Origin of the sequence: Streptomyces sp. NPDC051963 (assembly GCF_044593495.1) — a bacterium.
In the GTDB taxonomy this organism is placed as follows: Bacteria; Actinomycetota; Actinomycetes; order Streptomycetales; family Streptomycetaceae; genus Streptomyces.
The window spans coordinates 119,841-144,571 of sequence record NZ_JBIUCC010000013.1 but is presented as its reverse complement, the minus strand read 5'-3'; the positions used below and the strand labels follow the sequence as shown (position 1 = coordinate 144,571).

Genomic DNA, 24,731 nt, shown 5'->3' with positions numbered 1-24,731 from the left:
TGGAGCACCCGGCGTCCGAGGTGGACCGCCCCGTCTCCGACGTGGATTGCCCGGCGTCCGGCGCAGACCGCCCCACCTCCGGCGTGGACCGTCCCGCCACCGACATGGATCGCTCGGCGTCCGGCGCGGACCGTCCCGCGTCCGGCGTGGACCGCCCGGCGTCTGGCGTCGACCGTCCCGCTACTGGCGTGGAGCACCCGGCGTCCGAGGTGGACCGCCCCGTCTCCGACGTGGATTGCCCGGCGTCCGGCGCAGACCGCCCCACCTCCGGCGTGGACCGTCCCGCGTCCGGCGTGGACCGCCCGCCGTCCGGCGAGGACCGCCCCGCCACCGACATGGACCGCCCGCTGTCCCGCGAGGACCGCCCCACCACCGGCGCAGACCGCCCCCCACCCCCCCAACCGCCCGACGCAGTCGCACGCGCCCGGCTTCGGCTCACCGTCGCGCAGACCGAGCGGCTCGGTGCCTGGGCGGCGCACTGGGGGAGTACGGAGAGCAGTGTTCTCCAGGCGGTCTGGGCCGTGTTGCTGTACCGGGCCTGTGAGGCCGGGGCGGGGGCTGCGGCGCGGGTGCGTTTCGGGGTCAGTGCTTCCGGGCGTGGTATCTCCTTCGAGGGTGCGGAACGCATGCCGGCCGCGCTGCGCACCGCGCTGCCGCTGTCCGTCGAGGTCGATCCCCGGTCCACCATGGCGTCCCTGCTCGCCGAACTCCGCGACCGCGCCCTGGACATGTCGGCCTACGAGTGGATCTCCCCGGGCCAGGTCCGGAGTTGGGCCTGCCCGGAGGCGGAGACCGTTCCCCACGACGAGGAGGACGGCACCCTCCTCGTCTTCGAGAGCACGCCCCGCGACCCCGACGACCTCGTGGACGCGTTCGCCGCGCAGGGCATCCGTGTCGACGAGCCCGAGGCCCTGGGCGCCCGTACCGCCTTCCCGCTCACGCTCGTCGCCCATCACGACGGCGACGGCCGGCTCGCGCTGACCGCCTGGTACGACCGGGCCCGTCTCGACGACGCGGTCGGTGTGCTGACCCAGAGTGCCCTGCTGCTGGGGGAACTGCCGTACGTGGCGGGCGATTCCACGACCGTGGCCGACATCCTGGATCTGCTGTCCGCCGTGGCCGACGCCGCCGAGGCCGTCTCGCCGGGCCGCGACGAGGACACCACCGCGGCCCGCGATCCCGTGGGCAGCGCGCCGGTCGCGGAGTCGGAGCCGTTGCTCGTCCCGCTGCGCGCCGCCGCGACCGCAGGCGTCGGCACCGTCTGCCTCCTCCAGACCCACGGCACCCCGCGCTCCCACTTCTACCGGCTCGCCCGGGCCTACCGGGGCCCCGAGTCGATCGTGCTGCTGCGCTCCGTGCCCGGCGGCGCGCACGCCCGCTACACCGCGCTGCGGCCCCTGGCCGACGCGGAGGAACTCCTCGTCCTGGGCGGATTCTCCGGCGGTGGAAACGTCGCCTACGAGATCGCCCGGCGTATCGCGGCCAACGGCGGACGGCCCCCGCTCGTGGTGCTCACCACCGCCGCGGCCGACGCCGACGGCCACGCCCGCATGCTCGAAACCGCCGCCGAACGGGCCGGACACCCCGGGCGCACCGGGTGATGGGCCGGAGGACGGCGGCGTGATCGACGGCCCGCCCGGGCCGCCCCGACAAGTTACGGAGAGACATGTCCCGTCGTCTGTTCACCTCGGAGTCCGTCACCGAGGGCCACCCCGACAAGATCGCCGACCAGATCAGCGACGCCGTCCTGGACGCACTGCTGCGCGAGGACCCGACCTCCCGGGTCGCCGTCGAGACGCTGATCACCACCGGCCAGGTCCACGTCGCCGGCGAGGTCACCACCACGGCGTACGCGCCGATAGCCCAGATCGTCCGCGACACGGTCCTGTCCATCGGATACGACTCCTCCGCCAAGGGCTTCGACGGCGCGTCCTGCGGCGTCTCCGTCTCCCTGGGCGCCCAGTCGCCGGACATCGCGCAGGGCGTCGACACGGCGTACGAGTCGCGGATCGACGGCGCCGACGACGAACTGGACCGCCAGGGCGCCGGCGACCAGGGCCTGATGTTCGGCTACGCCACCGACGAGACGCCGTCCCTGATGCCCCTGCCCATCGACCTCGCCCACCGGCTGTCCCGCCGTCTGACCGAGGTCCGCAAGGACGGCACCGTCCCCTATCTGCGCCCGGACGGAAAGACCCAGGTCACCATCGAGTACCAGGGCAGCCGCCCGGTCCGCCTGGACACGGTCGTCGTCTCCTCCCAGCACGCGAGCGACATCGACCTGGACTCCCTCCTCGCCCCCGACATCCGCCGCCACGTCGTCGAGCACGTGCTGGCCGGGCTGGACGACGACGGCATCAAGCTGGACACCGAGGACTTCCGGCTGCTGGTCAACCCGACCGGCCGGTTCGAGATCGGCGGCCCGATGGGCGACGCGGGCCTCACCGGCCGCAAGATCATCATCGATACGTACGGCGGCATGGCCCGCCACGGCGGCGGCGCCTTCTCCGGCAAGGACCCCTCCAAGGTGGACCGTTCGGCCGCGTACGCGATGCGCTGGGTCGCCAAGAACGTCGTCGCCGCCGGGCTCGCCGAGCGCTGCGAGGTCCAGGTCGCCTACGCCATCGGCAAGGCCGAACCGGTCAGCGTGTTCGTGGAGACCTTCGGCACCGGCCGCATCCCGCAGAGCCGTATCGAGGACGCCGTCTCCCAGGTCTTCGACCTGCGCCCGGCCGCCATCATCCGCGACCTCGACCTGCTCCGCCCGATCTACACCCAGACCGCGGCGTACGGCCACTTCGGCCGCGAGCTGCCCGACTTCACCTGGGAGCGGACCGACCGCGCCCAGCAGCTCAAGGACGCCGCCGGCCGCTGACCGGCCCGCGCCTTTCGAGGAGATCCCGACGTGCGCATCGCTGTGACCGGTTCCATCGCCACCGACCATCTGATGGTCTTCCCCGGCCGGTTCGCGGATCAGCTGATCCCCGACCAGCTCGCCCATGTCTCGCTCTCCTTCCTCGTCGACGCCCTCGAGGTGCGCCGGGGCGGAGTCGCGGCCAACATCGCCTACGGCCTCGGCGGACTCGGCCTCGCGCCGCTGCTCGTCGGCGCCGTGGGCAGCGACTTCGCCGAGTACGAGACATGGCTGAAGGAGCACGGGGTCGACACCGGGGCCGTTCTGGTCTCCGGCGAGCGGCAGACCGCCCGCTTCCTGTGCATCACCGACCAGGACGCCAACCAGATCGCCGCCTTCTACGCCGGCGCCATGCAGGACGCCCGGGACATCGACCTGTGGCAGCTGGACACCCTGCTGGCCCCCCGTCCCGACCTGGTCCTCGTCTGCCCCAACGACCCGGCGGCGATGCTCCGTCACACCGCCGAGTGCCGCGAACTGGGCCTGGCCTTCGCCGCCGACCCCTCCCAGCAGCTCGCCCGGCTGGAGCCGGACGAGGTGAGGGACCTGGTCGACGGCGCGCGCTGGCTGTTCACCAACGAGTACGAGGCCGCGCTGCTGCGCGAACGCACCGGCTGGGAGCACACCGAGATCCTCACCCGCGTCGGCGCCTGGGTCACCACGCTCGGCGGCGCCGGAGTGCGCATCGACCGCGAGGGCGAGCCGACGCTGACCGTGCCGGCCGTCCCCGACGCCCCCGTGGCCGACCCGACCGGCGTCGGCGACGCGTTCCGGGCCGGCTTCCTGGCCGGCCTCGGACGCGGACTCGACCTGGAGGCCGCCGCCCGCCTCGGCTGCGTGGTCGCCGCACAGGCGCTCGCGACGGTCGGCTCACAGACGTACCGCATCGAACCGCAACGCCTGCTGCACACGGCGGAACAGGCGTACGGCGCCGAGACGGCCCGGCAACTCGTCCCCGTCCTCCAGGAGTTGACATGACCGGCCGGACGAGTGCGACGACCTTCTCCTTCGAGTTCTTCCCCCCGAAGACCGAGAAGGGCGAGCGTGCCCTGTGGGACACGATCCGCCGGGTGGAGTCGCTGCGCCCCGACTTCGTGTCCGTCACCTACGGCGCGGGCGGCTCCTCCCGCGACCGGACCATCGCCGTGACCCGCCGTATCGCCGCCGAGACCACGCTGCGGCCCGTCGCCCATCTCACCGCCGTCGGCCACTCGGCGGCCGAACTGCGCCACATCATCGGCCGGTACGCGGACGCGGGCATCCGGGACGTCCTGGCCCTGCGGGGCGATCCGCCCGGCGACCCGGGCGGCCCCTGGACATCGCACCCGGACGGCTTCACCCACGCCTACGAGCTGGTCGAACTGGTCCGGTCCCTGGGCGACTTCACCATCGCGGTGGCCGCCTTCCCCGAGCGGCACCCGCGCTCACCGGACTGGGACAGCGACATCCGGCACTTCGTCGCCAAGTGCCGGGCGGGCGCCGACTACGCCATCACCCAGATGTTCTTCCACGCGGAGGACTATCTGCGGCTGCGTGACCGGGTGGCCGCGGCGGGCTGCGACATACCGATCATCCCGGAGATCATGCCCGCCACCGACGTACGCCAGATCCGCCGCTTCGCCGAACTGTCCCACGCGGCCTTCCCCGAGGACCTCGCCCACCGCCTGGAGACGGCCCGCGACGATCCCGCCGCCGGGCATCGGATCGGCGTCGACCACGCCACCGCCATGGCCGACCGGCTGCTCGCCGAAGGGGCGCCCGGGCTGCACTACATCACGCTCAACAGATCCACCGCCGCGCTCGACATCCATCGCAACCTGCATACCTCCAGGAGCCTCCATGTCGCTTGATTTCACGGACCACAAGGTCGCGGACCTGTCCCTGGCCGGGTTCGGCCGCAAGGAGATCACCCTGGCCGAGCACGAGATGCCGGGCCTGATGGCGATCCGCGCGGAGTACGCCGAGGCGCAGCCGCTGGCCGGCGCCCGGATCACCGGCTCCCTGCACATGACCGTGCAGACGGCCGTCCTCATCGAGACCCTCGTCGCGCTGGGCGCCGAGGTCCGCTGGGTGTCCTGCAACATCTTCTCCACCCAGGACCACGCGGCCGCCGCGATCGCCGCCGCCGGCATCCCCGTCTTCGCATGGAAGGGCGAGACGATCGAGGAGTACTGGTGGTGCACCGAGCAGGCCCTGACCTGGCCGGGCCATGCGGGCCCGAACATGATCCTGGACGACGGCGGCGACGCCACCCTCCTCGTCCACCAGGGCGTCGAGTACCTCAAGACCGGCGAGCTCCCGCCCGCCGACAACGAGGAACTCGCCGTCGTACAGGAGCTGTTGAAGTCGAGCGGCATCGACTGGACCGCCCTCGCCGACGGGATCCGCGGGGTGACCGAGGAGACCACGACCGGCGTCCACCGGCTGTACGAGATGCAGCGGGAGGGCACACTGCTCTTCCCCGCCGTCAATGTGAACGACGCGGTGACGAAGTCGAAGTTCGACAACAAGTACGGCTGCCGGCACTCCCTGATCGACGGCATCAACCGCGCCACCGACGTCCTCATCGGCGGCAAGACCGCGGTCGTCCTCGGCTACGGCGACGTGGGCAAGGGCTGCGCGGAGTCGCTGCGCGGACAGGGCGCCCGCGTGATCGTCACCGAGATCGACCCGATCTGCGCGCTCCAGGCCGCGATGGACGGCTACCAGGTCACCACGCTGGACGAGGTCGTCGAGACGGCCGACATCTTCATCACCACGACCGGCAACAAGGACATCATCATGGCCGGCGACATGGCCAGGATGAAGCACCAGGCGATCATCGGGAACATCGGCCACTTCGACAACGAGATCGACATGGCGGGCCTGGCGGCCGTGCCGGGGATCGTGAAGGACGAGGTCAAGCCGCAGGTGCACACCTGGACGTTCCCCGACGGCAAGGTGCTCATCGTGCTGTCCGAGGGCCGCCTGATGAACCTGGGCAACGCCACCGGCCACCCGTCCTTCGTGATGTCCAACTCCTTCGCGGACCAGACCCTGGCCCAGATCGAGCTGTTCACCAGGCCCGGCGAGTATCCGGTCGGCGTCCACACCCTGCCCAAGCACCTGGACGAGAAGGTGGCCCGCCTCCACCTCGACGCGCTCGGCGTGAAGCTGACGACGCTGCGTCCGGAGCAGGCGTCGTACATCGGCGTCGAGGTCGGGGGGCCGTACAAGCCGGACCACTACCGCTACTGAGGGCGCGAAGGCCCGGCCGTCACTCGGAGCGGTGCCGCAGGAAGAGCGCCGCCAGCAGCGCGCAGCCCGCGAAGGCCGCCCCGGTGGCGAAGCCGCCGGTCATCCCGCCGCTGTGCGACGAGACCGTGACGAGGGCGGCCAGGCCGATCGAACCGCCCACCGACTGAAGGGAGTTGAGCATGCTGGCGGCCGCGCCCGCCTCGTCGCCGCGCAGTCCCGACGTGGCCAGCACGGTCGGCGGCAGCACACAGCAGGCCATGCCCGCGCCGAGCAGCACCAGCGCCGGCAGCACCGTGCCCGGATAGCCGTCGCCCGCCGAGAGCGTCGACAGCCACAGGTTGCCCGTCACCAGCAGGGCGGCGCCGGCGGCCCACAACCGGCGGGCGCCGATACGCCGTTCGAGACGCACCGCGGCCACCGCCGTGACGGCCATCGTGACCGGCAGCGGCAGCAGGGCCCAGGCCGTGCTGAGCGCCGACCAGCCGTGCTGGTTCTGGAAGTACTGGTTGAGGAAGAAGTACGTGCCGATCAGCGCGCCGGGCACCGCGAGCGTGCCCAGGTAGGCGAGCAGCCGGTCGCGGTCGGCGAACAGCCGCGGCACCACGATCGGTTGCTGCGCGCGCCGCTCGACGGCCGCGAACACCGCGAGCAGCGCGATCCCGCCGAGCACACAGCCGACGACCACCGGGTCGCCCAACGGGCGCTCGGCGGCCTGCGCCAGCCCGTACACGAGGCAGGCGGCGCCCAGCGCGGACAGCAGCGCTCCGGTCAGGTCGAAGCGGCCGCGGTGGCGGGCGGTCTCGTCGAGGACGAACGGCGCGAGCAGCACGATCGCCAGGCCCAGCGGTACGTCGAGGTACAGCACCCAGCGCCAGGAGCTGAGCGAGGTGAGCGCCCCCGCGAGCAGCAGCCCGCTCGCCGTGCTGACGGCGCCCACCGTGGTGCACAGGGCGATCGCCCGCTTGCGGGAGGCCCCTTCGGCGAACGTGCTCAGCAGCAGGGCGAGCCCGCTGGGCGCCGCGAGCGCCGCGCCTGCGCCCTGCACCGCCCGTACGGCCACCAGGAACTCGCCGGACTGTGCGGCTCCGCGCAGCGCGGCGGCCGCCGTGAACAGGGCGACACCGGTGATGAACACCTTGCGGCGGCCCAGGATGTCCCCGGCCCGGCCGCCGAGCAGCAGCAGGCCGCCGAACGTGAGCAGATAGGCGTTGATCACCCATGACGCGCCCACGGCGGACAGCCCGAGTCCCTCGCGCATACCGGGCAGCGCGATGTTCACGATCGGGTCGTCGAGCTGGATCATCGCGTTGCACCCGGCGATCACCGCGAGCGCGGCGGCGCCACGCGCCCGGCTGCGGACACGTGGTCCGGGCGCCTTCGGCACCACCGACTGCTCCGACACCTGCGCGGTCATGGACGGCCTCCTGACGACGGACGGACGAGGGGCGACTGCCGGCCACCGTCCCAAGAACCGCCGGAGAACCGGTGAAGCCTCACTCGAAGACCGCCCGAGGCCCGCTCCGGAAACACGAAAGTCGCCGACCCCGGCGCTCTGCCGGAGCCGGCGACTTTTCGCTCGCCGTGGGAAACGGGCCGCGGTTCACCGCCGCGTGCCGGGCTTGGGAAGTGGGCGGGGACGGGGGACGAACCGCGGCTTGGGCTGCCGAACGCCGCCGTGCCGACTGCCTCGGCCGGCCTGCGCGAACGGCAGAGAACCGGGCTGCTGGAAGGGACGTACTCGCATCTTGACTCCTGGGGGTCGCTGCGGTGTACTTCGTTGAAGTGCTTTGAATGTAGTACTTCAATTGCAGTGGTGTCAATGTCTTTGGAGAGATCCCCTTGCGACAGAACTCGGCGCGGCGTACAGCCCTCCTCGACGCCGCCATCGACGTGCTCGCCCGCGAAGGCTCGCGTGGGCTCACCCTCCGCGCGGTCGACGCCGAGGCCGAGGTGCCCGTGGGCACCAGCTCCAACTACTTCCGCAACCGCGACGAGCTGCTGCTCCAGATCACGGGGCGCACCCACGAACGCATCACGCCCTCACCGGAACAGGTGGCCGACACCATGCGTGCCGCACCCTCACGCGACCTGGTGGCACTCCTGCTCCACCAGGTCCACGCACGCATGGAGGCCGACCGGGCCGGCTACCTCGCCATGCTCGAGCTGCGGCTGGAGGGCACCCGTCGGCCCGAACTGGGGCGCGAGCTCACCAAGATCTTCAGCGCGGTGCTGGAGGAGAACGTCCGCTTCCACCTCGACGCGGGCCTGCCCGGCGACCGTACGGACGTCGTCCTCCTCTACCTCACCGTGCACGGCATGCTCCTGGACGACCTCACCGTCCCCGAGGTCCTCGCCGCCTATGTCGGCACCGACCTGATCGGCGAACTCACCCGCCGCCTGCTGCCGGAGGCGGGCATGGGTTCCGCGTGACGCGGTCGGCTCGGCGTGACGGGTCCGAGGCTGCGAACCCGCCGTGTGTCGGCGTGGCTGTCCGTCCGACGTCGTCCAGACCGGCCACAGAGCGGCTGGAGGCGGGCTGGAGGACCGGTGCCGGTGCCGGTGCGGAGCGGTTCAATGGCGGCCATGGCCAGTCACGTGCTCACCCCGCCGCCGTGCTCGGATCCGTTCGAGCCCCGGCTGAGGGCCGTGCGTACGCTCCTGCTGGCCGGACACCCGCACAGGGCGGCCGACCACTGCGCGTGGCTGCGGACCCGGGCCGCCCGCACCGGGGCCCACCGTTGGCAGGCCGCGTTCGGCGCGCTGCGTGCGGAGGCCCTGCTGTGCCTGGGTGATCTGGCCGCGGCCGAACGGGAAGCCGCGACCGCCGTACAGGTCGCCGACGGTGACACCCCCCTGAGGCTGTGGCCCGTGGCGGCCCTGGCGGAGGCGCTGACGGAGCTGGGCCACCACGACGAGGCGGACCGCCGACTGCGGCGCGCCGCCCCCGGCCCGCTTCCGCTCACCGAGGACGTCCTGCCGTACCTGAGAGCCCGCAGCCGCCACTTCCTGGCCGTACGGTGCCCGGAAGAGGCCCTCGCCGGCGCCCTGCGCGCCGGGGAGCTGACAGCGCGTCAGAAAGGCGGTCTCTTCGCGGAGTTGCCCTGGCGGACCGACGCGGCCCAGGCACTGCTGCACCTCGGCCGGCCCGACCGGGCCGCGGAGCTGATCGACGCGCAGCTCACCGAGGCCACCCTCGGCCCCCGCCACCGCGGCATCGCTCTGCGCCTGCGCGCCGCCGTCGAGGCCCCCGCCCGGCGGCCCGCCACACTCGCCCTGGCCGCCACGGAGCTGCGCACGGCCGGAGACCGCCCCGAACAGGCGCGAGTCCTGGCCGATATGGCGGACGCACTCCGAGCCCTGGGCGACGACTCCACCTCCGAGGCGGTACTGCACCGAGCATGGAGCCTGGCGGCAGCCTGCGGCGCGGCACCCCTGTGCGAACGGCTCCTCCCGACGACCGTCGCCTGACCCGGTGGGGCGCCCGGCGCTCGCACGGTCCGCTCCCCCCCTGCGGACCGCGCGCCCCGGGACGACGCTTCCGGCGGGCCTGCCCCCTGCACGTCCCACTGCGTCCGCGCTCCAGGGCCTGATCCGCCGGACCGGCCCTAGTCCCGCTTGAGCGGGCGGCCCCACAGTGAGAACCGCTCCCGCGGTGGGGCGTGAGGAGAGAAGAGATGACTCACCGAGACGACTGCCGGTGCGGGTGCGCCCTCACCTCCTGGGCCGAAGACGGCGCCACGGCCGTTGCGGACGGAATCCTGGGCTGTGGGGCGTATGTGCCGGACCGGGTGGTCGACAACACGGAGGCCGCCGCCTCGGCGGGGGTGACCCCGGAGTGGATCGAGGCCAGGACCGGGATCCTGGCCCGGCGGTACGCGCACCCGGACCAGGCCGCCTCGGACCTCGCGGAACGGGCCGCCCGCATCGCGCTGCGCGACGCGGGCCTGGCCGCCGACCAGCTCTCCCTGGTCGTCGTGGCCACCTCCACCCCGGACTTCCCGCAGCCGCCGACGGCCTGTCTGCTCCAGGACCGGATCGGGGCGCGGCACGCGGCGGCCTTCGACCTCAACGCGGTGTGCAGCGGCTTCATCTACGCGCTGGAGACCGCCCGCCGCATGGTGCCGCCGGGCGGACACGCCCTGGTGGTGGGCGTGGACATCTACTCCCGGATCATCGACCCGACTGACCGGCGCACCGTCTCCCTGTTCGGGGACGGCGCCGGAGCGGTCGTCGTCGGCCCCGTCACCGGGGACCGGGGCGTGGTCGCCACGCAGCTGGCCAGTCACGGCGAGCACCAGGACCTGATCAAGGTCCCGGCGGGCGGCAGCCGTATGCCCGCCTCCAAGGAGACCCTTCAGGACGGGCTGCACTACTTCACCATGGACGGCTACGGGGTGAAGACCTTCGTCCGGGACCAACTGCCGGGCGCGGTGCACCGGTTCCTCACCCACGCCGGCGTCGCCTCCACGGAGATCCGCCACTTCGTCCCCCACCAGGCCAACGGCCGCATGATCGACGCACTGCTGCCGGAGCTGAACCTGCCGCACGCCACCGTCCACCGCACCCTGGACCGCTACGGCAACACCGGCGCCGCGTCCGTCCCCATCACCCTCGCCGCGGCCCGCGACCGCCTGGAGACGGGCGACCTGGTCCTCCTCGCGGGCTTCGGCGGCGGCATGACCACGGGTCTGACGCTGCTGCGCTGGTGAGAAGAGGTCACGTCCGTCTCCACCGGTTCTCCAGCGGGGTCTTGAGCGGGTCCGGCCTATGGTCGTGAGCAGGACTGTCCACCGCGGGTCCCGCACGCTCGACCAGAGGGATGTCCATGCGATTTGCCTCACCCACCGCGTCCAGGGCGCACTCCCAGCTCACGCTGGAGGAGGTCACCAGGCGCTACGACGACCATGTCGTCCTGGACCGGGTGTCCCTCACCGTCGGGCCGGGCGAGAAGGCCGGCGTCATCGGGGACAACGGATCGGGCAAGTCCACCCTGCTGCGGATCATCGCCGGCGCGGAGAGTGCCGACAACGGCGAGGTGACCGTCACCGCCCCGGATGGCATCGGCCACTTCCCGCAACGCCTCGAACTGCCCGCCGACGCCACCGTACGGGACGTGCTGGACGGGGCGTTCGCCGATCTGCGGGACCTGGAGCGGCGGCTGCACGCCGCCGAGGACGTCCTGGTCGACGACGACCCGCAGCTCCTGGACGCCTACGGCGACCTGCTCGCGGAGTTCGAGCATCGCGGCGGCTACGAGGCCGACGCCCGCGCCGACGCCGCCCTGCACGGGCTCGGACTGCCCGGACTCGACCGGGAGCGGCCCGCCGACACCCTCTCCGGCGGTGAACGCCGCAGACTCGCCCTGGCAGCGACCCTCGCCGCCGCCCCCGAGCTGCTGCTGCTCGACGAGCCCACCAACCACCTCTCGCCGCTGCTGGTCGAGGAACTCGAAGCGGCCCTCGCCGACTACCCGGGCGCGGTCGTCGTGGTCACCCACGACCGCCGTATGCGCCGCGCCTTCCACGGCTCCCATCTCGAACTGAACGAGGGCGCCGCCGTCACCGGCTGATACGCAGGGTCGTTGCCCGGACCGCGTCGAGCAGCCCGGCCTTCCTCGACACCGGCCTCGACTCCCTCGCCGACGTGTACGCGGGCGCGCTCCACCTGCACGAGCTGACCCGCTCGCGCGAACTCGACGCGTTCGTGCTGTACGCGTCCGGTGCCGGGGTGTGGGGCAGCGGCGGCCAGAGTGCGTACGGCGCCGCCAACGCCGCCCTGGACGCGCTCGCCGAACGCCGGCGCGCCGAGGGCCTGCCCGCCACGTCCGTGGCCTGGGGCCTGGGGCCTGGGGGGCGGCGACATGGGCGAAGGGGCCGTCGAGGAGTTCCTCGGCAGCCGCGGTCTGCGCACCATGGACCCGCTGCGGGCCGTGGAGGCGCTGAGCCGGGCCCTGGACCGCGACGACGTCTGCGTCGCCCTCGCCGACATGGACTGGCCACGGTTCGCGAAGGGATTCACCACCTTCCGGCCAAGCCCGCTGATCGCCGAACTGCCCGGCGTACGGCAGGATTCCGGAATCGAACCGGAGGCCGAGGACGACACGGCCGGGGTGGAACTGCCCGCCCGGCTCGCGGTCGCGGACCCCGAAGAGCCCTTCAAGGACCTTGAGTTCAGCTCCCCGACCGCATGGTCCTCGGTGAGTTGGGCGACCTCCTCGACCTGGAAGGGGTTGCCCAGGGAGTGTGCGATCATGATCGCGCGGGTTTTCGGGCCGATCGCAGCGGCGATCCGCTCAGGGGTGGTGTTGTACGTGCCGAGCTCGACGTCCACGAACACGGGCACCAGACCGTTGTGCAGGATCGGGCTGACCGTGGTGGGGAAGCCCGCGGCCACCGTGATCACCCCTTCGCCGGGCTTCAGCCGTCGCTCCTCCAGCTGCGGGGAGGTCAGGGAGCTGAGCGCCAGGAGGTTGGCCGAGGAACCCGAGTTGGTCAGATGGGCCTTGCGGGTCCCGATGAACCGCGGACGAGCGCCGCGATCCGTTCCCTGGTCTCGCCCATGGAAGTTCCCTCCTGATGACACCACCGACGCCACCGCGGGCGTACGGACGGTCCAACTGGGAACCGCTGGAAAACGAGTTGACTTCATCGGACCATGAGGTAAAAAAGCTGAGGACACACCCGGGAGGCAATACGTGACTGATACGCAGGAAAACAACGCGGCCGAGAACGAGCCCGAGAGCGAGGAGAAGCGCAAGTTCCGCGAGGCCCTGGAGCGCAAGTCCCGCACCAACAGGTCCCAGGAGGCACACCTGGAGGGACGCCAGAAGATCAAGGGCCTCAACGGCCCCAAGGGCCAGAGCCGGAATTTCCGCCGCAAGTCCGGGTGAGCCCCTTCGCCACCCCCGCACGGCCCGCCGTGATCCCGCAACCCCGGATCACGGCGGTTTTTCTTTTCCGCTCTCTTTCGAGCGTTTCTTGAGTATTCCTTGAGTGCCCCTGGTCAATTACTCGACCCGGCATCGGAATTCGGCCAGAAAGCCGGACCGTTTGCCCGACTGCTCCAGCGGCTCTACGCTGATCCCGTAGTCAAACTTGACGAGCATGACCGTACGACGGGAGCCCGCGTGACCCTGCCCGAGACCGGCTACACCCCCACCGCCGAGGAACGCGCCAGCCTCGACGCCTGGTTCGAGGAGTACGACGCGCACTGCACCAAGGTCGACGTCGAGCGGATGGCGGACATGGCCGTCTTTCCCCTCAACCTGATCAGTGACGACTCCGGGGGCAACGGCAGGTCGGCGCAGTGGAACCGCGGCCAGTTCACCGAGACCATGGCCCACGTCATGGGAGACGGCACCGCGGAGATCAGCTTCGACAACACCCGCAGCCCTGTCTTCCTCTCCCCGTCCATGGCCGTGGTCTTCACCCACTCCACCGTCACCACGGCCGACGGGTCCTACGAGATGACCTACGCCGACATCCTGCTCCGCAAGAACGGCACCTGGGCCTTCCAGACCATGATCCAGTCCGGCTGGGGCGACAACCTCTGAACGCGCGTCAGGCCCAGCGGCTGCCTCAGCCGCTGGGCCCGACCACGCTCAGTCCGGGGTCGTGGTCCCCGGTTTCCGGTCGACGTTTCTAGTCGACCAGTTCACGCTCGCGGCGCGGAGGTGCCACCCGTCCGGCGGGAGCCGTGCGGGAGAGCTTCTCGCCCTCGATGTCGAGGTTGGGAAGCAGCCGGTCGAGCCAGCGCGGCAGCCACCAGGCCCCCTTGCCCAGCAGGGCGAACAGGGCGGGCACGATCGTCATGCGGACGATGAAGGCGTCGAAGAGCACGGCGACCGCGAGGCCGAAGCCGATCATCTTGACGAAGTCGTTGTTCTCCACGATGAAGCCGGAGAACACGCTGATCATGATGGCGGCGGCCGCGGCGACCACCCGGCCGCTGTAGCGGAACCCGGTGACGACGGCCTCGTCGGGCCGCGCCCCGTGGACGTACGCCTCCCGCATACGGGTCACCAGGAACACCTCGTAGTCCATGGCGAGGCCGAAGACCACACCGATCATGAAGATCGGCATCGTGCTCATGATCGGGCTCGGCTGGTCGATGCCGAAGACATCGGCGAGCCAGCCCCACTGGAAGACCGCCACCACCGCGCCGAGCGCCGCCGCCACGGAGAGCAGGAAGCCCAGGGCCGCCTTGAGCGGGACGAGCACCGAGCGGAAGACCACCATCAGCAGCAGGAACGCCAGGCCGACGACCAGGGCGAGATAGGGGAGCAGCGCGTCGTCGAGGGTCTTGGAGAAGTCGATGAACATCGCGGTCTGGCCGGTGACCAGGACCTCGGCGCCGGTGTCGGCCTGGAAGCCGTCGGAGAGTGAGCGCAGATGGCGCACCAGGTCCTCGGTCGCGCCGTCGGTGGGGCCGGTGGCCGGGACGACGTTCAGGATCGCGGTGTCGCCGGCCTCGTTGACCGTGGCCGGGGTGACGGTGGCGACGCCGCTCTGCTCGGCGAGTTCCTTGCCGATGGTGCCGGCCGCGACGGCCGCGTCCTTGCCCTCGACGGTGATCATCAGCGGCCCGTTGAATCCGGCGCCGAAGGACTCCGACAGCATGTCGTAGGCCTTGCGCTGGGTGGTGTCGGGGGCCATGGTGCCCTCGCCGGGCAGACCGAGCTCCAGACTGGCGGCGGGCACGGCGACCGCGCCCAGTCCTACGACGGCCAGGAGCAGTACGGCGACCGGGTGGCGCAGCACGTAACCGGCCCAGCGGGAGCCGAGGTTGGGCTTCCGGCGTGCGTCCTTCTCGGCGCGCTTGGCGGCCTTGCGCTGCCGGCGTTCGCTGAGCGGCTTGCCGGAGAAGCGGGCGCGGTCCCGGCGGCGCAGGACCTTGACGGGAGCGAAGCCGAGCAGTGCCGGGACCAGGGTGAGGGCGATGAGCACGGCGATGGCGACGGTGCCGGCGGCGGCCAGACCCATCTTGGTGAGCATCGGGACGTTCACCACGGCCAGACCGGCGAGGGCCACGATGACGGTGAGCCCGGCGAAGATGACCGCGGAACCGGCGGTGCCGACCGCCCGCCCCGCGGCGTCGGCGCGGTCACGGCCCTCGGTGAGCTCGGAGCGGTAGCGGGAGACGATGAACAGGGCGTAGTCGATGCCGACGGCGAGGCCGAGCATCATCGCCAGGGTCGAAGTGGTGCCGGACAGGCCGAGGGTGGAGCCGAGCGCGGTGATGGCGGAGATGCCGACGCCGACCCCGATGAGGGCGGTGAGCAGCGGCATTCCGGCGGCGATCACCGAGCCGAAGGTGAGGATCAGGACCAGGGCGGAGATCAGGATGCCGATCTGCTCGCCCTTGCCGCTCACCGCGGCGTCGATCTTCACGGCGTCGCCGCCGGCCTCCGCGGTGAGGCCGTCGGCGCGGGCCTTGGCCAGTGCGTCGTCGAGCGCGTCGTGCGCCCGGTCGTCGACCTTGGTGGCGGGGACCTCGTAGGTGGCGATGGCGTAGGCGGTGGAGCCGTCCTTGCTCACGGCCTTCGTGGTGAACGGGTCGCTCACCGAGACCACTTGCGGGGACTTCTTCAACTGCGCGATCAGGGCTGAGACTTGGTCCTTCTGCGCGGGGGCGGAGATCTTCTCGCCCGCCGGCGCGCGGACCACGACCCGGGCGCTCGCCCCGTCGGCGCTGGCGTCCGGGAACTTCTTCTCCAGGAGGTCGAAGGCCTTCTGCGACTCGGTTCCGGGCATCGAGAAGGTGTCGGCGGGCGGGGTCGGCGCGGAGGAGGCGGCGAGGCCCGCACCGACGAAGATCACCACCCACAGCAGCGCCATCAGCCATCGCCGCCGGAAGGCGAGACGGCCCAGTTTGTAGAGGAAGGTAGCCACGGCTGGGAACTCCTGTCGGTGGGGGATGGCAGGGAAGGTCGGCACTGCGGTGGCACCAGACCCGCGCTTAAGTGGCGCCAGCATGGCATCACTAGCGGCGCCGCCGCAAGCCATTTCGCCGTCAGTGCGGCACCATGGCACGCTATTGAGGAAAGAAACCGCAGTTCAGAGAGTGCGGTGTCATGAATGAGTCAACGTGGCTCGCCATGGCGCTGAACCTGCATCAGGGCGGCGCTACGAGCCTCACGGGCCCACGCCGACAAGCTCCGGCCATGACCCCCTGACGTAGCCCAGCCTGACCAGGCCGCCTACAGGGGCGGTCGAGCCGTGGTCGACGCATCAGCGCAACCCCGGCTGGCCGACGTGATCGTCGCCATGGGTTCCGGGATCCGCCGGACGCAACCGGCTGACCGGACACGCGGCGTCCTGAAGTGCCGTGTCCAGTACGGCGATCAGCTGCTCCGTGAGCGATGCCGCCACCGGCTCGCCGACCCCGCCGGCACGGAACACGGTCGTCACGGCGATGCCCGCGGGCGCACCGGCGGCGTCCTGCTGTTCGACCAGGGTCCACGCCAGTTCCGAGCGGGCGCAGGGGAGTTGGGCGGGTTCGGGCTGCACGGACAGTCCGGCCGCCTCGTACAGGTCGGATGTGTGCTGAAGCACCGTCAGTGACACCCCGCCCGGCTCGGCCAGCGCCGCCTCGCCGTCCCGGTAGGCCGTCAGACCGGCGGCCCGGGCCCGCGCCAGCAGCTCGGTGAACGACGGATCGTCCGAGCCGTCCACGGTCAGCGCCAGCACCCGCCCGTAGGGGCCGACGGACCGGCGCAGCGCGTCGCTGCCGCGGGCCGGAACGGGTGCGGCCACCGTGGTGCGCGGGCCCGCGCCGAGTCGCGTCAGCAGTGCGGCCAGCGCGGCGTGCACGACCATGAACAAGGTGGCGTCGTGTCCGGCCGCGAACCGGGTCAGCCGCTCGTGCAGACCGACGTCGATCCGGGTGCCCAGGGTGCCGGCCGGGTCGTCCGCGGGGCTGTCCGATGCGCCCGGCAGCGGCGTCGGCGTCACGTCGCCCCGGCGGGCCCGCGGCACCTCGCCGTGTGCCGAGGCCGCCCACCAGGGAGTGTCGCCGGTGGCCCGTGCCTCGTACGCCCGGGCGAGGTCCATGGCCAGCGGCAGCTGGGACCACTGGTCGACGGTGTCGGCCGGCACCGCCAGCTCCAGCACATGGTCCTGAGCCGACACGGTCCGCAGCCGGGTGCCCGCCGCCCCCAACTGCGAGTTGCGCAGCGGCTCATGGCGCCGGCCCAGATCGGCCAGCGCCGCCTTGAGCGCCCGGGCGTCCAGGGCGCCGCGCAGTCTCAGCGGCAGCACCGCGCTGTCCGTCGCCGACCCCACCGGCCCGGTCGCCACGGCCGCCGGATCGCCGACGAGGTCCGCGAGCAGCGCCGGGGTCGGCGCCTCGTACAGGGCGTGGCTGCCCGGGGCGGCGCCGAAGATCCCACGGATACGTCCTTGCAGACGGGCGAGGGACAGTGAGTGGCCGCCCAGCCGGAAGAAGTCCGAGTCGGCGTGCACCGCCCGCCGCGGTACGCCGAGCACCTCGGCGAACAGGTCCCGCAGGATCTCCTGCACGGGGGTGCCCGGCTGTGTTCCGGGCCGGCCGGAGGTGAACGAGCAGACGGGCAGCGCGCCCCGGTCCACCTTTCCGGCGGAGGTCAGCGGCAGCGCGTCCAGCGTCACCAGCGCGGCCGGGAGCATGTGGTCGGGCAGCCGCTCGCGCAGCCGGGTGCGCAGGGCCGCCTCGAAGTCGACGGTGCGCTCGAAGGAGTTGGGCGTGCCCGCACACCGCTCGGGCGCGCGGACCGGCGCCGCGTACACCGAGGTCAGCGGGCCCTCCGGCACGGCGTCCGGGGCCAGCAGCACGAGGTCGAATGCCTCGGCCGCCCCGGGCGACCAGGTCGGCAGCGCGTGGAAGCCGAGGTGTTCGGCGGCGGCGCACAGCTCCTCCGGGCCGGGCGCGGGACACGCCTCGGACAGCAGGGCGACCGCCCGGGCGACGCTGCCCGTCGGATCGTCCAGTTCGGCCGCCGCGGCCCACTCCCCGTGCACGCGTGCGTTGGGCACACCGGTGATCCGCAGCACCGCAGGCCGCCGGTCGCGCAGATACGCCTCAAGGCCCGCGACGTCCGCGAACTCGGTACCCCAGCGCACCCGCGGCGCGTCCGCCAGGTCGGCGACGGGTACCGCGGTGCTCAGCACGGCCTCGTAGCGGTACCGGCTCAGCTCGTCCACGTACCCGCCCCGCTTGACGCGCACGTCGACCGCGCGCACGGCCGGCAGCTCCCGGGCCAGGCCCGCGAACAGTGCGGGCGCCAGCAGCAGTTCCGTCTCCAGCTCCACCCGCCGGACCACCCCGCGGCGCACCGCGTCGAGGTCCCGGTCCGTGCCGCCGGCGGCCAGTTCGACGCCGGTCTGAAGACAGCGCGCCAGCTCCAGGTTGCGCACATCGCCGAAGAACAGCGCGCCGCCCGGCGCCAGCAGCGGCAGCAACCGCTCGACGACGGTCCGCAGATGGCCGAGGCCGGGGAAGTACTGGGCCACCGAGTTGACGACGACCGTGTCGAAGTGGCCCCGCGGCAGCCCGTCCGTGTCGTGCGCGGCCCGGCAGTCGACGCGCACCTTGTCGCGCAGCCGGGCATCGGCGCGGACCTGTCGGCGCAGCGCCGCCACGGCCGCCTCGGACAGGTCGGTGGCCCAGTACTCGGCGCACTCAGTGTCGCCGGCGAGCTCGGCCAGCAGCAGCCCCGCACCGGCCCCGACCTCCAGGATCCGGCGCCCGCGCAGCTCCCGCACGCGCCGCGCGGTCGCGTGCAGCAGCTCGCGGATGTGTTCCTCGGGGATCGGCCGGTCGTCGTAACTGCTGTGCCAGCCGGAGAAGTTGTGGCCGAGCCCGGTGCGGGCGGCGGCTGTGTCGTCGTACAGGGTGTCGTAGATCTCCCGCCACTCGGTCAGCTGTGTCTCGGGCCGCGGTGCGCGGGCCGCCGGTGCGGCGGGCACGACGTGCGCCACCAGGCGGCGCTCGCCGTCCGGGGTCTCCCGCACCGACGCCACGGCCGCCGACACCGCCGGATGTCCGCGCAACACGGTCTCGATCTCGCCGAGTTCGACCCGGAAGCCGCGCAGCTTGACCTGGTCGTCCTGCCGGCCGACGAACTCCAGGTCGCCGTCCTCGCGCAGCCGCACCCGGTCGCCGGTGCGGTACAGCCGGCCGCCGCCGGTGATCCGGTCCTCGACGAACCGCTCACCGGTCAACCGGTCCTGCCCCAGATATCCGAGGGCCAGCCCGGGCCCGCCCAGCAGCAGTTCGCCGGTGGCGCCCGCTGCCACCTCAAACCCGGTCTCGTCGACGACGACGGCCGTGGTCGCGCCGACGGGCCGCCCGATGGGCAGGGCCGTCGCGTCCTCGGCGGGCGCCCCGCGCACCTCGTACCAGGTGGCGAACGTGGTGGCCTCGGTGGGCCCGTACATGTGCAGCAGCCGCTCCGGCGGCCCGGCCGTCATGATCTGCCGCACCCGGCGCGGATCGCAGGCCTCGCCGCCGAACAGCACGGCCCGCAACGGTCCGAGGGCCGCGGGCCGTTCGTCGGCGAGCCGGTGCAGCAGCGCCGTCGTCAGGAACATCACGGTGACGCCGTGCGCACGCAGCCAGCGCTCCAGCCGCTGCGGATCGAGGACCGTGTCGCGGTCCACGCCGACCAGCCGGCCGCCCGCGGCCAGCGTCGCCCAGATCTCGAACGTGACCGCGTCGAAAGCCGGGTTGGCGGCCTGCGCGACCACGTCCCACGGCTCCAGCCGCAGAAAATCGGCAGACCCCAGGAGATCCAGCACCGCCCGATGCGGTACGACGACCCCCTTGGGCGAGCCGGTGGTCCCGGACGTGTAGCAGACGTAGGCGGGGTCGTTGGGCGCCGGCACCAGCGTGGGCAACGCGTCCGGCCGCGCCGCGATCTCACCGGCCTCGGTGTCGAGGACGACGGTCATGGGGGAGGGGGCCGTGCCGACGCCGACGCCGACGCCCGCCCGAGCGACCGAGGCCTCCGTCCACCGCGTGCCCTCGGTGCCCAGGTCAACGCCCACCGGAGCGACCGGAGCGACCGAAACTCCCGGGTCGTCGAAGTCCGTGGCGTAGGCAGCCAGTGTCACCACGGCGCGGGCGGAGCAGTCCCGGGCGATCAGCCGGCGCCGCAGCGCCGGATGACCGGGGTCGAGCGGTACGTACGCCGCGCCCGCCCGCACGATCGCGAGGAAGGCGGTCACCAGGTCCGGGCCCGGCGGCAGACAGGTCACCACCAGGTCCCCGGCGCCGACCCCCCGCGCCGTCAGATGCGCGGCCAGACGGTTGGCGGCCTGGCTCAACTCCCCGTAGCTGAGGGTGGTGCCGGGAGCGATGCCGCTGGGCCAGGCGACCGCGATCGCCTCGGGACGCGCACGCACCTGCTGTTCGACGAGGTCGGAGAGGGACATCGGCGGCTCCTTCGACGGCGGCTCGAGGGTCGCGTACGGCGGCCTGCCACAGCAGGGGCTGTCGTGGCCCCGGTGGCAGCCACCGTCGGCGTGAGCGCTTGAGGAGTATTTGAAGGATGCTCGATCCGCGCCCCAAAGACTGTCCGCATCGAGGACATGGACGGAAGCGGAGGCTGAGATCATGACCGTCGAACAGGTGGGTACGGCCGAACGCACGCTCCCGAGCCAGGAGTTCGCCGCCCTGTACGCGGAGGTGCAGCAGTTCTACGCGCACCAGATGCAGATCCTGGACGCGCACGACACCGAGCGCTGGGCGGGCACCTTCACCGAGGACGCCGTCTTCGAACTGCCCTTCCTGTCCGAGCCGGTGCGTGCCCGCGCCGGGCTCGCCCGCTATGTGCGCGACGGCGCGGCACGGCAGCGGCGGGCCGGCAGCCGTCTGAACCACTGGGTCGGCATGCTCGACGTGGAGCCCCAGGCGGACGGTTCGCTGCACACCCGCTGCTCGGCCCTGGTGTACGTCACGCCGAACGGAGGCACCTCCAGGGTCCTGTACGTGTGTGTCATGGAGGACGTCCTGGTCCGCACCCGCGGCAAGTGGCGCACCGCCCACCGCCGGGTCACCCGCGACGACCTGGCCTGAGCGGACCGCGGCCCGGAGCTCAGGGCAGATCGGTGAACGCGGCGAAGACGTCGTCGAGTTCGTGGGTGTGCACGGTGAGCGACTCGGCCGTGATCGCCGCCGCGTCGAGGACCGCGAGCACGGCCCGCAGGGTCTCGATGCCGGCGTCGCCGCGGATCCGGAGGGTGAGCGTCGCAGGGTCGCTCCATGCCTCGCCTGTGCGCGGGCCGGATCCGGTGCCGAATGCGGCGCTGGCACGTGTCAGCGCGACCGCATCGGCGAACCGCAGGCGGATGAGACCGGCGGGCGGATCGTTCCCGGGCGCCGGACACGACCCGGGGGCGCCGGGCTCGTTGGCGGGGTGGTGGCCGTTGTCGTGCGCTGCCTCGGCCTCGGCCAGGGCGTCCAGCAGGACGCGCCGGGCCTCGGGGGTGAGGGAGACGGCGAGACGGCGGGCGAGCCCGCCGACCCCGTCCCCGTCCGTCCCGGCCGCGACGGCCAGCTCGGCCGCGATCCGCGGCGTGAGATCCACCGCGTGCACCGGGCGCCCGGCGTCCGGCTGTTGCCGGGTTAAGTCGACCGCACCATGGGCGTGTTGGTCCGCCGGGCCGGATGACGGCCTGGCGTGAACGCGCCCATCGGCCGAGGGAGGAGCCCAGGGTGTGTGTGTCACGGGCAACTGCCCTCGCCTTCGCTCGAGTTTCGTCGATTTCGGATGCCACTGCCGTTGCCGCTGCCGTCACTCGTTCACGGCAGGGTCTCCGCCTCGTCCGGGTCCGGCACGATCACCGTGCCGACGCCGTCGTCGGTGAACATCTGGAGGAGGACCGAGTGCGGGACCCGTCCGTCGATCACCCGCGCCGCGCCCACACCGCCCCTGACGGCATGCAGGCAACCGGTCATCTTGGGCACCATGCCGTCGCTCAGCTCCGGCAGGAGCTTCTCCAGCTCGCAGGCCGTGAGCCGCTGGATGACCTCGTCACTGTGCGGCCAGCCCGCGTACAGACCCGCTACGTCCGTCAGCATGACGAGCGCCTCGGCGCGCAGCGCGGTCGCGAGCGCCGCGGCCACCGTGTCGGCGTTGACGTTGTAGACCGCACCGTCCTCGGCGCTGCGGGCGAGCGGCGAGACCACCGGGATCCGGCCGTCCGCCAGCAGGCTGTCCAGCGCGCCGGTGTCCACGCCGGTGATGTCGCCGACCCGGCCGACGTCCACCGGCTCCCCGTCGATCCACGGCATGTGCCGCACCGCGGTCAGGGTGTCCGCGTCCTCGCCGGTCATCCCGACGGCGAGCGGGCCGAAGCGGTTGATCAGCCCGACCAGTTCGCGCTGCACCTGGCCGGCGAGAACCATCCGCACCACGTCCATCGCGGGCGGCGAGGTGACCCGCAGCCCGGCCTTGAACTCGCGCTTCAGGCCGCGCCGCGCGAGCTCGGCGTCGATCTGGGGGCCTCCCCCGTGCACCACCACGGGCCGCAGCCCGGCGTAGCGCAGGAAGACGACATCGCGGGCGAAGGCCGCCGTGAGGTCCTCGTCGACCATGGCGTGTCCGCCCAGCTTGATGACGACCGTCCGGCCCTGATGGCGGGCCAGCCACGGCAGGGCCTCACCGATGGACCGGGCCTTGCCCACGGCCGGGTGCACGCTGACGGTCATGAGAACCTCGCACGCCGTTGGACGAGGTCGCCGGCCTGGCAGTTGGAGCTCATCGACATGACTCCTTACACGTCCCGGAACAGGACAGGGTGACGGACATCAAGGACAGCAAGTGCTCGGCGCAGCCGACGGGCGCCGGCCGCGAGGCGACCGGGCGCACCCCGGAACTGCCATGGGACGGGCCGTGGTTCCTCGGCCATGGCACCGGGGCCCGGCCCGCGGTGTGCGGCTTCAGGCGGCCGAGGGTGCTTTCTCCACGGGGCTGCCATGGTTCGACTGCCTGGCGGGGCGCCGGCCGTGAGAACGGCCGGACGCGCCTGCACGGTGTGCGGCCTCAGGCGGCCGAGGGTGCTTTCTCGGCGGGGTAGTCGTCGTTCAACTCCCGCTCGGTGCGGCGCAGTACGATCGAGTCGGCGATCTCGCCGCTGCGTACCGCGATGTTCGACAGCAGGGCCGACGACAGGCCGTGGCTGTGCTCGGTGCCGCCCTGGAGGTAGACGCCGCAGGTCAGTCCCGTCGAGCTGACGAGGCGGTAGTCGCGCTCCACCCGGTGCCTGCCCGCCGCGTCGCGCTGGAAGTGCCGGTCGAAGTCGCCGAGCAGACGGGCCGGGTCCAGACCGTCGTAGCCGGTGGCGAACACCAGCGCGTCGACGGCCAGTTCCTCCGTCCGGTCGTCGAGCACCGAGAGCAGGGTCACCCGCGTCTCGTTCTCGACGCGCTTGACCTCGGCGACCCGGGTGAGGTTGCGGAAGCGCAGCCGCTCGGTGCCGCGCACCTGCTCGTCGTACGAACGCTGGAACAGCGCCCGGATGACGTCGGCGTCGACCACCGAGTAGTTGGTGTTGCGGTGATACCGCCAGAACGAGTCCCGTCCCCGCTCGGTGCCGAAGTAGTACTCGTCGACCGCGTCCGGGTCGAACACCTGGTTGGCGAAGGGGGTGTCGTCGGCGATCGAGTAGCCGTAGGACGGCATGACCGCGGAGACCTCGGCGTGCGGCAGTGAGTCATGGAGGAACCGGGTGATCTCGGCCGCGCTCTGGCCGGCGCCGACCACCATCACGCTCTTGAGGTCCTCCGGCGCCTGCGCGTGGAACCTGCCCAGGAACTCCGAGCTGTGCCACACCCGTTCGTCGGACGTCACACCCTCCGGCAGCCGCGGCACCAGGCCCGTCGAGACGACCACGTTGCGCGCGGTGACCACGCTGGTCGTGCCGTCGCTGCCGCGCACCTCGACCTCGAGGAGGTCCGGCGTGCGGCCCCCGGCGTCGACGAGCGGCCGGATCGAGGTGACCTCGGCGCCGTAGGTGACCCGGTCGCTCAGACCGGCCGCCGCCCACTCCAGGTACTGGTGGAACTCCTGCCGGGTGGGGAAGAAGTCCTGGTTGTTCACGAACTGCACCAGCCGGTTCGAGGCGTGCAGAAACGAGATGAAGCTGAACCGGGACATCGGGTTCCGGAAGGTCGCCAGGTCCTTGAGGAACGAGATCTGCATGGTCGTCGACGGCAGCAGCATGTTCCGGTGCCAGCCGAACGACGGCTGCCGCTCGAAGAAATGGGACTTGACCGGATGCTGCGGAGTGCTCGTCCCGTGCTCCTCCAAGGCGATCGCGAGCGACAGGTTGGACGGGCCGAACCCGATTCCGACCACGTCGTGGATCTCTTGGTTACGCCTATCCGCTATGCCCATAGAAATTTTCTCCCGCTTGCGTCTGGAAAGCTCGGCCGATGGCCCGAGAGACCGTTCTGCAGTGTTGCCTTGAGCCTGCCTCGAAAGCAACTGGAAGACGACATGAAGGCGACTTGAGCGCCCCTTGAGTCGTGCTGGACATCCGAACTCGTTGTCCTGTCGACAGGACGGAGTTACGGTCGGCGCGGATTTTCGACATCTCCG

18 protein-coding genes and 2 pseudogenes are annotated in these 24,731 nt (G+C 72.1%); 13 read left to right on the top strand and 7 right to left on the bottom strand.

Translation table 11 applies throughout. The annotated features are described in order from the left end of the window. The 5 genes and pseudogenes from ACIHFB_RS41800 to ahcY form a co-directional block, all read left to right on the top strand. Window positions 1–1,601, top strand: a pseudogene (locus ACIHFB_RS41800) (hypothetical protein); the annotation flags it as partial. Between the two features lie 65 nt (window positions 1,602–1,666). Then, window positions 1,667–2,875 carry a methionine adenosyltransferase gene (gene metK, locus ACIHFB_RS41795; protein ID WP_365284626.1) on the top strand — a complete coding sequence of 403 codons (1,209 nt, stop codon included), beginning with the start codon at window positions 1,667–1,669 and terminating at the stop codon, window positions 2,873–2,875. 30 nt (window positions 2,876–2,905) lie between these two features. Beyond that, window positions 2,906–3,892 carry a carbohydrate kinase family protein gene (locus tag ACIHFB_RS41790; RefSeq protein ID WP_365284628.1) on the top strand — a complete coding sequence of 329 codons (987 nt, stop codon included), beginning with the start codon at window positions 2,906–2,908 and terminating at the stop codon, window positions 3,890–3,892. Then, window positions 3,889–4,764: a methylenetetrahydrofolate reductase [NAD(P)H] gene (metF, locus tag ACIHFB_RS41785; RefSeq protein WP_365284630.1), complete on the top strand. Its 876-nt coding sequence runs from the start codon at window positions 3,889–3,891 to the stop codon at window positions 4,762–4,764. The genes ACIHFB_RS41790 and metF overlap by 4 nt, the downstream gene beginning before the upstream one ends. Next, complete coding sequence (ahcY, locus tag ACIHFB_RS41780) at window positions 4,754–6,151, top strand: adenosylhomocysteinase (protein WP_400129613.1); 1,398 nt, start codon at window positions 4,754–4,756, stop codon at window positions 6,149–6,151. Before metF ends, ahcY begins: the two co-directional genes overlap by 11 nt. A 19-nt stretch (window positions 6,152–6,170) precedes the next feature. On the opposite strand, the gene ACIHFB_RS41775 is transcribed toward ahcY, so the two are convergent. Further along, window positions 6,171–7,565 carry an MFS transporter gene (locus ACIHFB_RS41775; RefSeq protein WP_400129612.1) on the bottom strand — a complete coding sequence of 465 codons (1,395 nt, stop codon included), beginning with the start codon at window positions 7,563–7,565 and terminating at the stop codon, window positions 6,171–6,173. Between the two features lie 425 nt (window positions 7,566–7,990). On the opposite strand from ACIHFB_RS41775, the gene ACIHFB_RS41770 reads away from it, so the two are divergent. From ACIHFB_RS41770 to ACIHFB_RS41750, 5 genes are all read left to right on the top strand, one after another. After that, window positions 7,991–8,581, top strand: a complete 591-nt coding sequence (locus ACIHFB_RS41770) for a TetR family transcriptional regulator (RefSeq protein WP_365284636.1) — start codon at window positions 7,991–7,993, stop codon at window positions 8,579–8,581. A 153-nt stretch (window positions 8,582–8,734) separates the two neighbouring features. After that, window positions 8,735–9,619 carry a hypothetical protein gene (locus ACIHFB_RS41765; protein ID WP_365284638.1) on the top strand — a complete coding sequence of 295 codons (885 nt, stop codon included), beginning with the start codon at window positions 8,735–8,737 and terminating at the stop codon, window positions 9,617–9,619. A 206-nt stretch (window positions 9,620–9,825) separates the two neighbouring features. After that, window positions 9,826–10,860 (top strand): 3-oxoacyl-ACP synthase III family protein, encoded by a 1,035-nt coding sequence (locus ACIHFB_RS41760; protein ID WP_400129611.1) that lies wholly within the window; start codon window positions 9,826–9,828, stop codon window positions 10,858–10,860. Window positions 10,861–10,976: 116 nt separating this feature from the next. Beyond that, a complete protein-coding gene (locus tag ACIHFB_RS41755) occupies window positions 10,977–11,720 on the top strand; it encodes an ATP-binding cassette domain-containing protein (RefSeq protein ID WP_400129610.1) in 744 nt (247 codons plus the stop codon). A gap of 74 nt (window positions 11,721–11,794) precedes the next feature. Beyond that, window positions 11,795–12,319: a KR domain-containing protein gene (locus ACIHFB_RS41750; protein ID WP_400129622.1), complete on the top strand. Its 525-nt coding sequence runs from the start codon at window positions 11,795–11,797 to the stop codon at window positions 12,317–12,319. Here ACIHFB_RS41750 and ACIHFB_RS41745 read toward each other — a convergent pair. Next, a pseudogene (locus ACIHFB_RS41745) lies at window positions 12,284–12,673 on the bottom strand (DegT/DnrJ/EryC1/StrS family aminotransferase); the annotation flags it as partial. The gene ACIHFB_RS41750 and the pseudogene ACIHFB_RS41745 overlap by 36 nt on opposite strands. Before the next feature lie 172 nt (window positions 12,674–12,845). On the opposite strand from ACIHFB_RS41745, the gene ACIHFB_RS41740 reads away from it, so the two are divergent. Then, window positions 12,846–13,040, top strand: coding sequence for a DUF5302 domain-containing protein (locus ACIHFB_RS41740; protein ID WP_365284644.1), 195 nt, complete (start codon window positions 12,846–12,848; stop codon window positions 13,038–13,040). 237 nt (window positions 13,041–13,277) lie between these two features. Beyond that, entirely contained in the window at window positions 13,278–13,703 is a 426-nt protein-coding gene (locus tag ACIHFB_RS41735; protein ID WP_365284647.1) for a nuclear transport factor 2 family protein, read from the top strand. An 88-nt stretch (window positions 13,704–13,791) separates the two neighbouring features. Here the strand turns inward: ACIHFB_RS41735 and ACIHFB_RS41730 are convergent, their stop codons facing one another. Continuing rightward, on the bottom strand, window positions 13,792–16,041 hold the full coding sequence (locus ACIHFB_RS41730) for an MMPL family transporter (RefSeq protein WP_400129609.1): 2,250 nt from the start codon (window positions 16,039–16,041) through the stop codon (window positions 13,792–13,794). Between the two features lie 339 nt (window positions 16,042–16,380). Continuing rightward, window positions 16,381–20,562, bottom strand: a complete 4,182-nt coding sequence (locus tag ACIHFB_RS41725; RefSeq protein ID WP_400129608.1) for an amino acid adenylation domain-containing protein — start codon at window positions 20,560–20,562, stop codon at window positions 16,381–16,383. A gap of 181 nt (window positions 20,563–20,743) precedes the next feature. Between ACIHFB_RS41725 and ACIHFB_RS41720 the strand changes: the two genes are divergently transcribed. Beyond that, window positions 20,744–21,205, top strand: coding sequence for a nuclear transport factor 2 family protein (locus tag ACIHFB_RS41720; protein ID WP_365284654.1), 462 nt, complete (start codon window positions 20,744–20,746; stop codon window positions 21,203–21,205). Window positions 21,206–21,224: 19 nt separating this feature from the next. Here ACIHFB_RS41720 and ACIHFB_RS41715 read toward each other — a convergent pair whose 3' ends face one another. From ACIHFB_RS41715 to ACIHFB_RS41705, 3 genes are all read right to left on the bottom strand, one after another. Next, on the bottom strand, window positions 21,225–21,716 hold the full coding sequence (locus ACIHFB_RS41715) for a hypothetical protein (RefSeq protein ID WP_365284656.1): 492 nt from the start codon (window positions 21,714–21,716) through the stop codon (window positions 21,225–21,227). 215 nt (window positions 21,717–21,931) lie between these two features. Then, window positions 21,932–22,840 carry an acetylglutamate kinase gene (gene argB, locus ACIHFB_RS41710; RefSeq protein WP_365284658.1) on the bottom strand — a complete coding sequence of 303 codons (909 nt, stop codon included), beginning with the start codon at window positions 22,838–22,840 and terminating at the stop codon, window positions 21,932–21,934. A gap of 334 nt (window positions 22,841–23,174) precedes the next feature. Beyond that, a complete protein-coding gene (locus ACIHFB_RS41705) occupies window positions 23,175–24,527 on the bottom strand; it encodes a lysine N(6)-hydroxylase/L-ornithine N(5)-oxygenase family protein (protein ID WP_365284660.1) in 1,353 nt (450 codons plus the stop codon). Window positions 24,528–24,731 lie beyond the last annotated feature (204 nt).

Coding starts and splice junctions, on each gene's coding strand:
- ACIHFB_RS41720 (WP_365284654.1), top strand. CDS start 20,744: ATGACCGTCGAACAGGTGGGTACGGCCGAACGCACGCTCCCGAGCCAG.
- ahcY (WP_400129613.1), top strand. CDS start 4,754: ATGTCGCTTGATTTCACGGACCACAAGGTCGCGGACCTGTCCCTGGCC.
- metK (WP_365284626.1), top strand. CDS start 1,667: ATGTCCCGTCGTCTGTTCACCTCGGAGTCCGTCACCGAGGGCCACCCC.
- ACIHFB_RS41725 (WP_400129608.1), bottom strand. CDS start 20,562: ATGTCCCTCTCCGACCTCGTCGAACAGCAGGTGCGTGCGCGTCCCGAG.
- ACIHFB_RS41775 (WP_400129612.1), bottom strand. CDS start 7,565: ATGACCGCGCAGGTGTCGGAGCAGTCGGTGGTGCCGAAGGCGCCCGGA.
- metF (WP_365284630.1), top strand. CDS start 3,889: ATGACCGGCCGGACGAGTGCGACGACCTTCTCCTTCGAGTTCTTCCCC.
- argB (WP_365284658.1), bottom strand. CDS start 22,840: ATGACCGTCAGCGTGCACCCGGCCGTGGGCAAGGCCCGGTCCATCGGT.
- ACIHFB_RS41765 (WP_365284638.1), top strand. CDS start 8,735: ATGGCCAGTCACGTGCTCACCCCGCCGCCGTGCTCGGATCCGTTCGAG.
- ACIHFB_RS41755 (WP_400129610.1), top strand. CDS start 10,977: ATGCGATTTGCCTCACCCACCGCGTCCAGGGCGCACTCCCAGCTCACG.
- ACIHFB_RS41760 (WP_400129611.1), top strand. CDS start 9,826: ATGACTCACCGAGACGACTGCCGGTGCGGGTGCGCCCTCACCTCCTGG.
- ACIHFB_RS41705 (WP_365284660.1), bottom strand. CDS start 24,527: ATGGGCATAGCGGATAGGCGTAACCAAGAGATCCACGACGTGGTCGGA.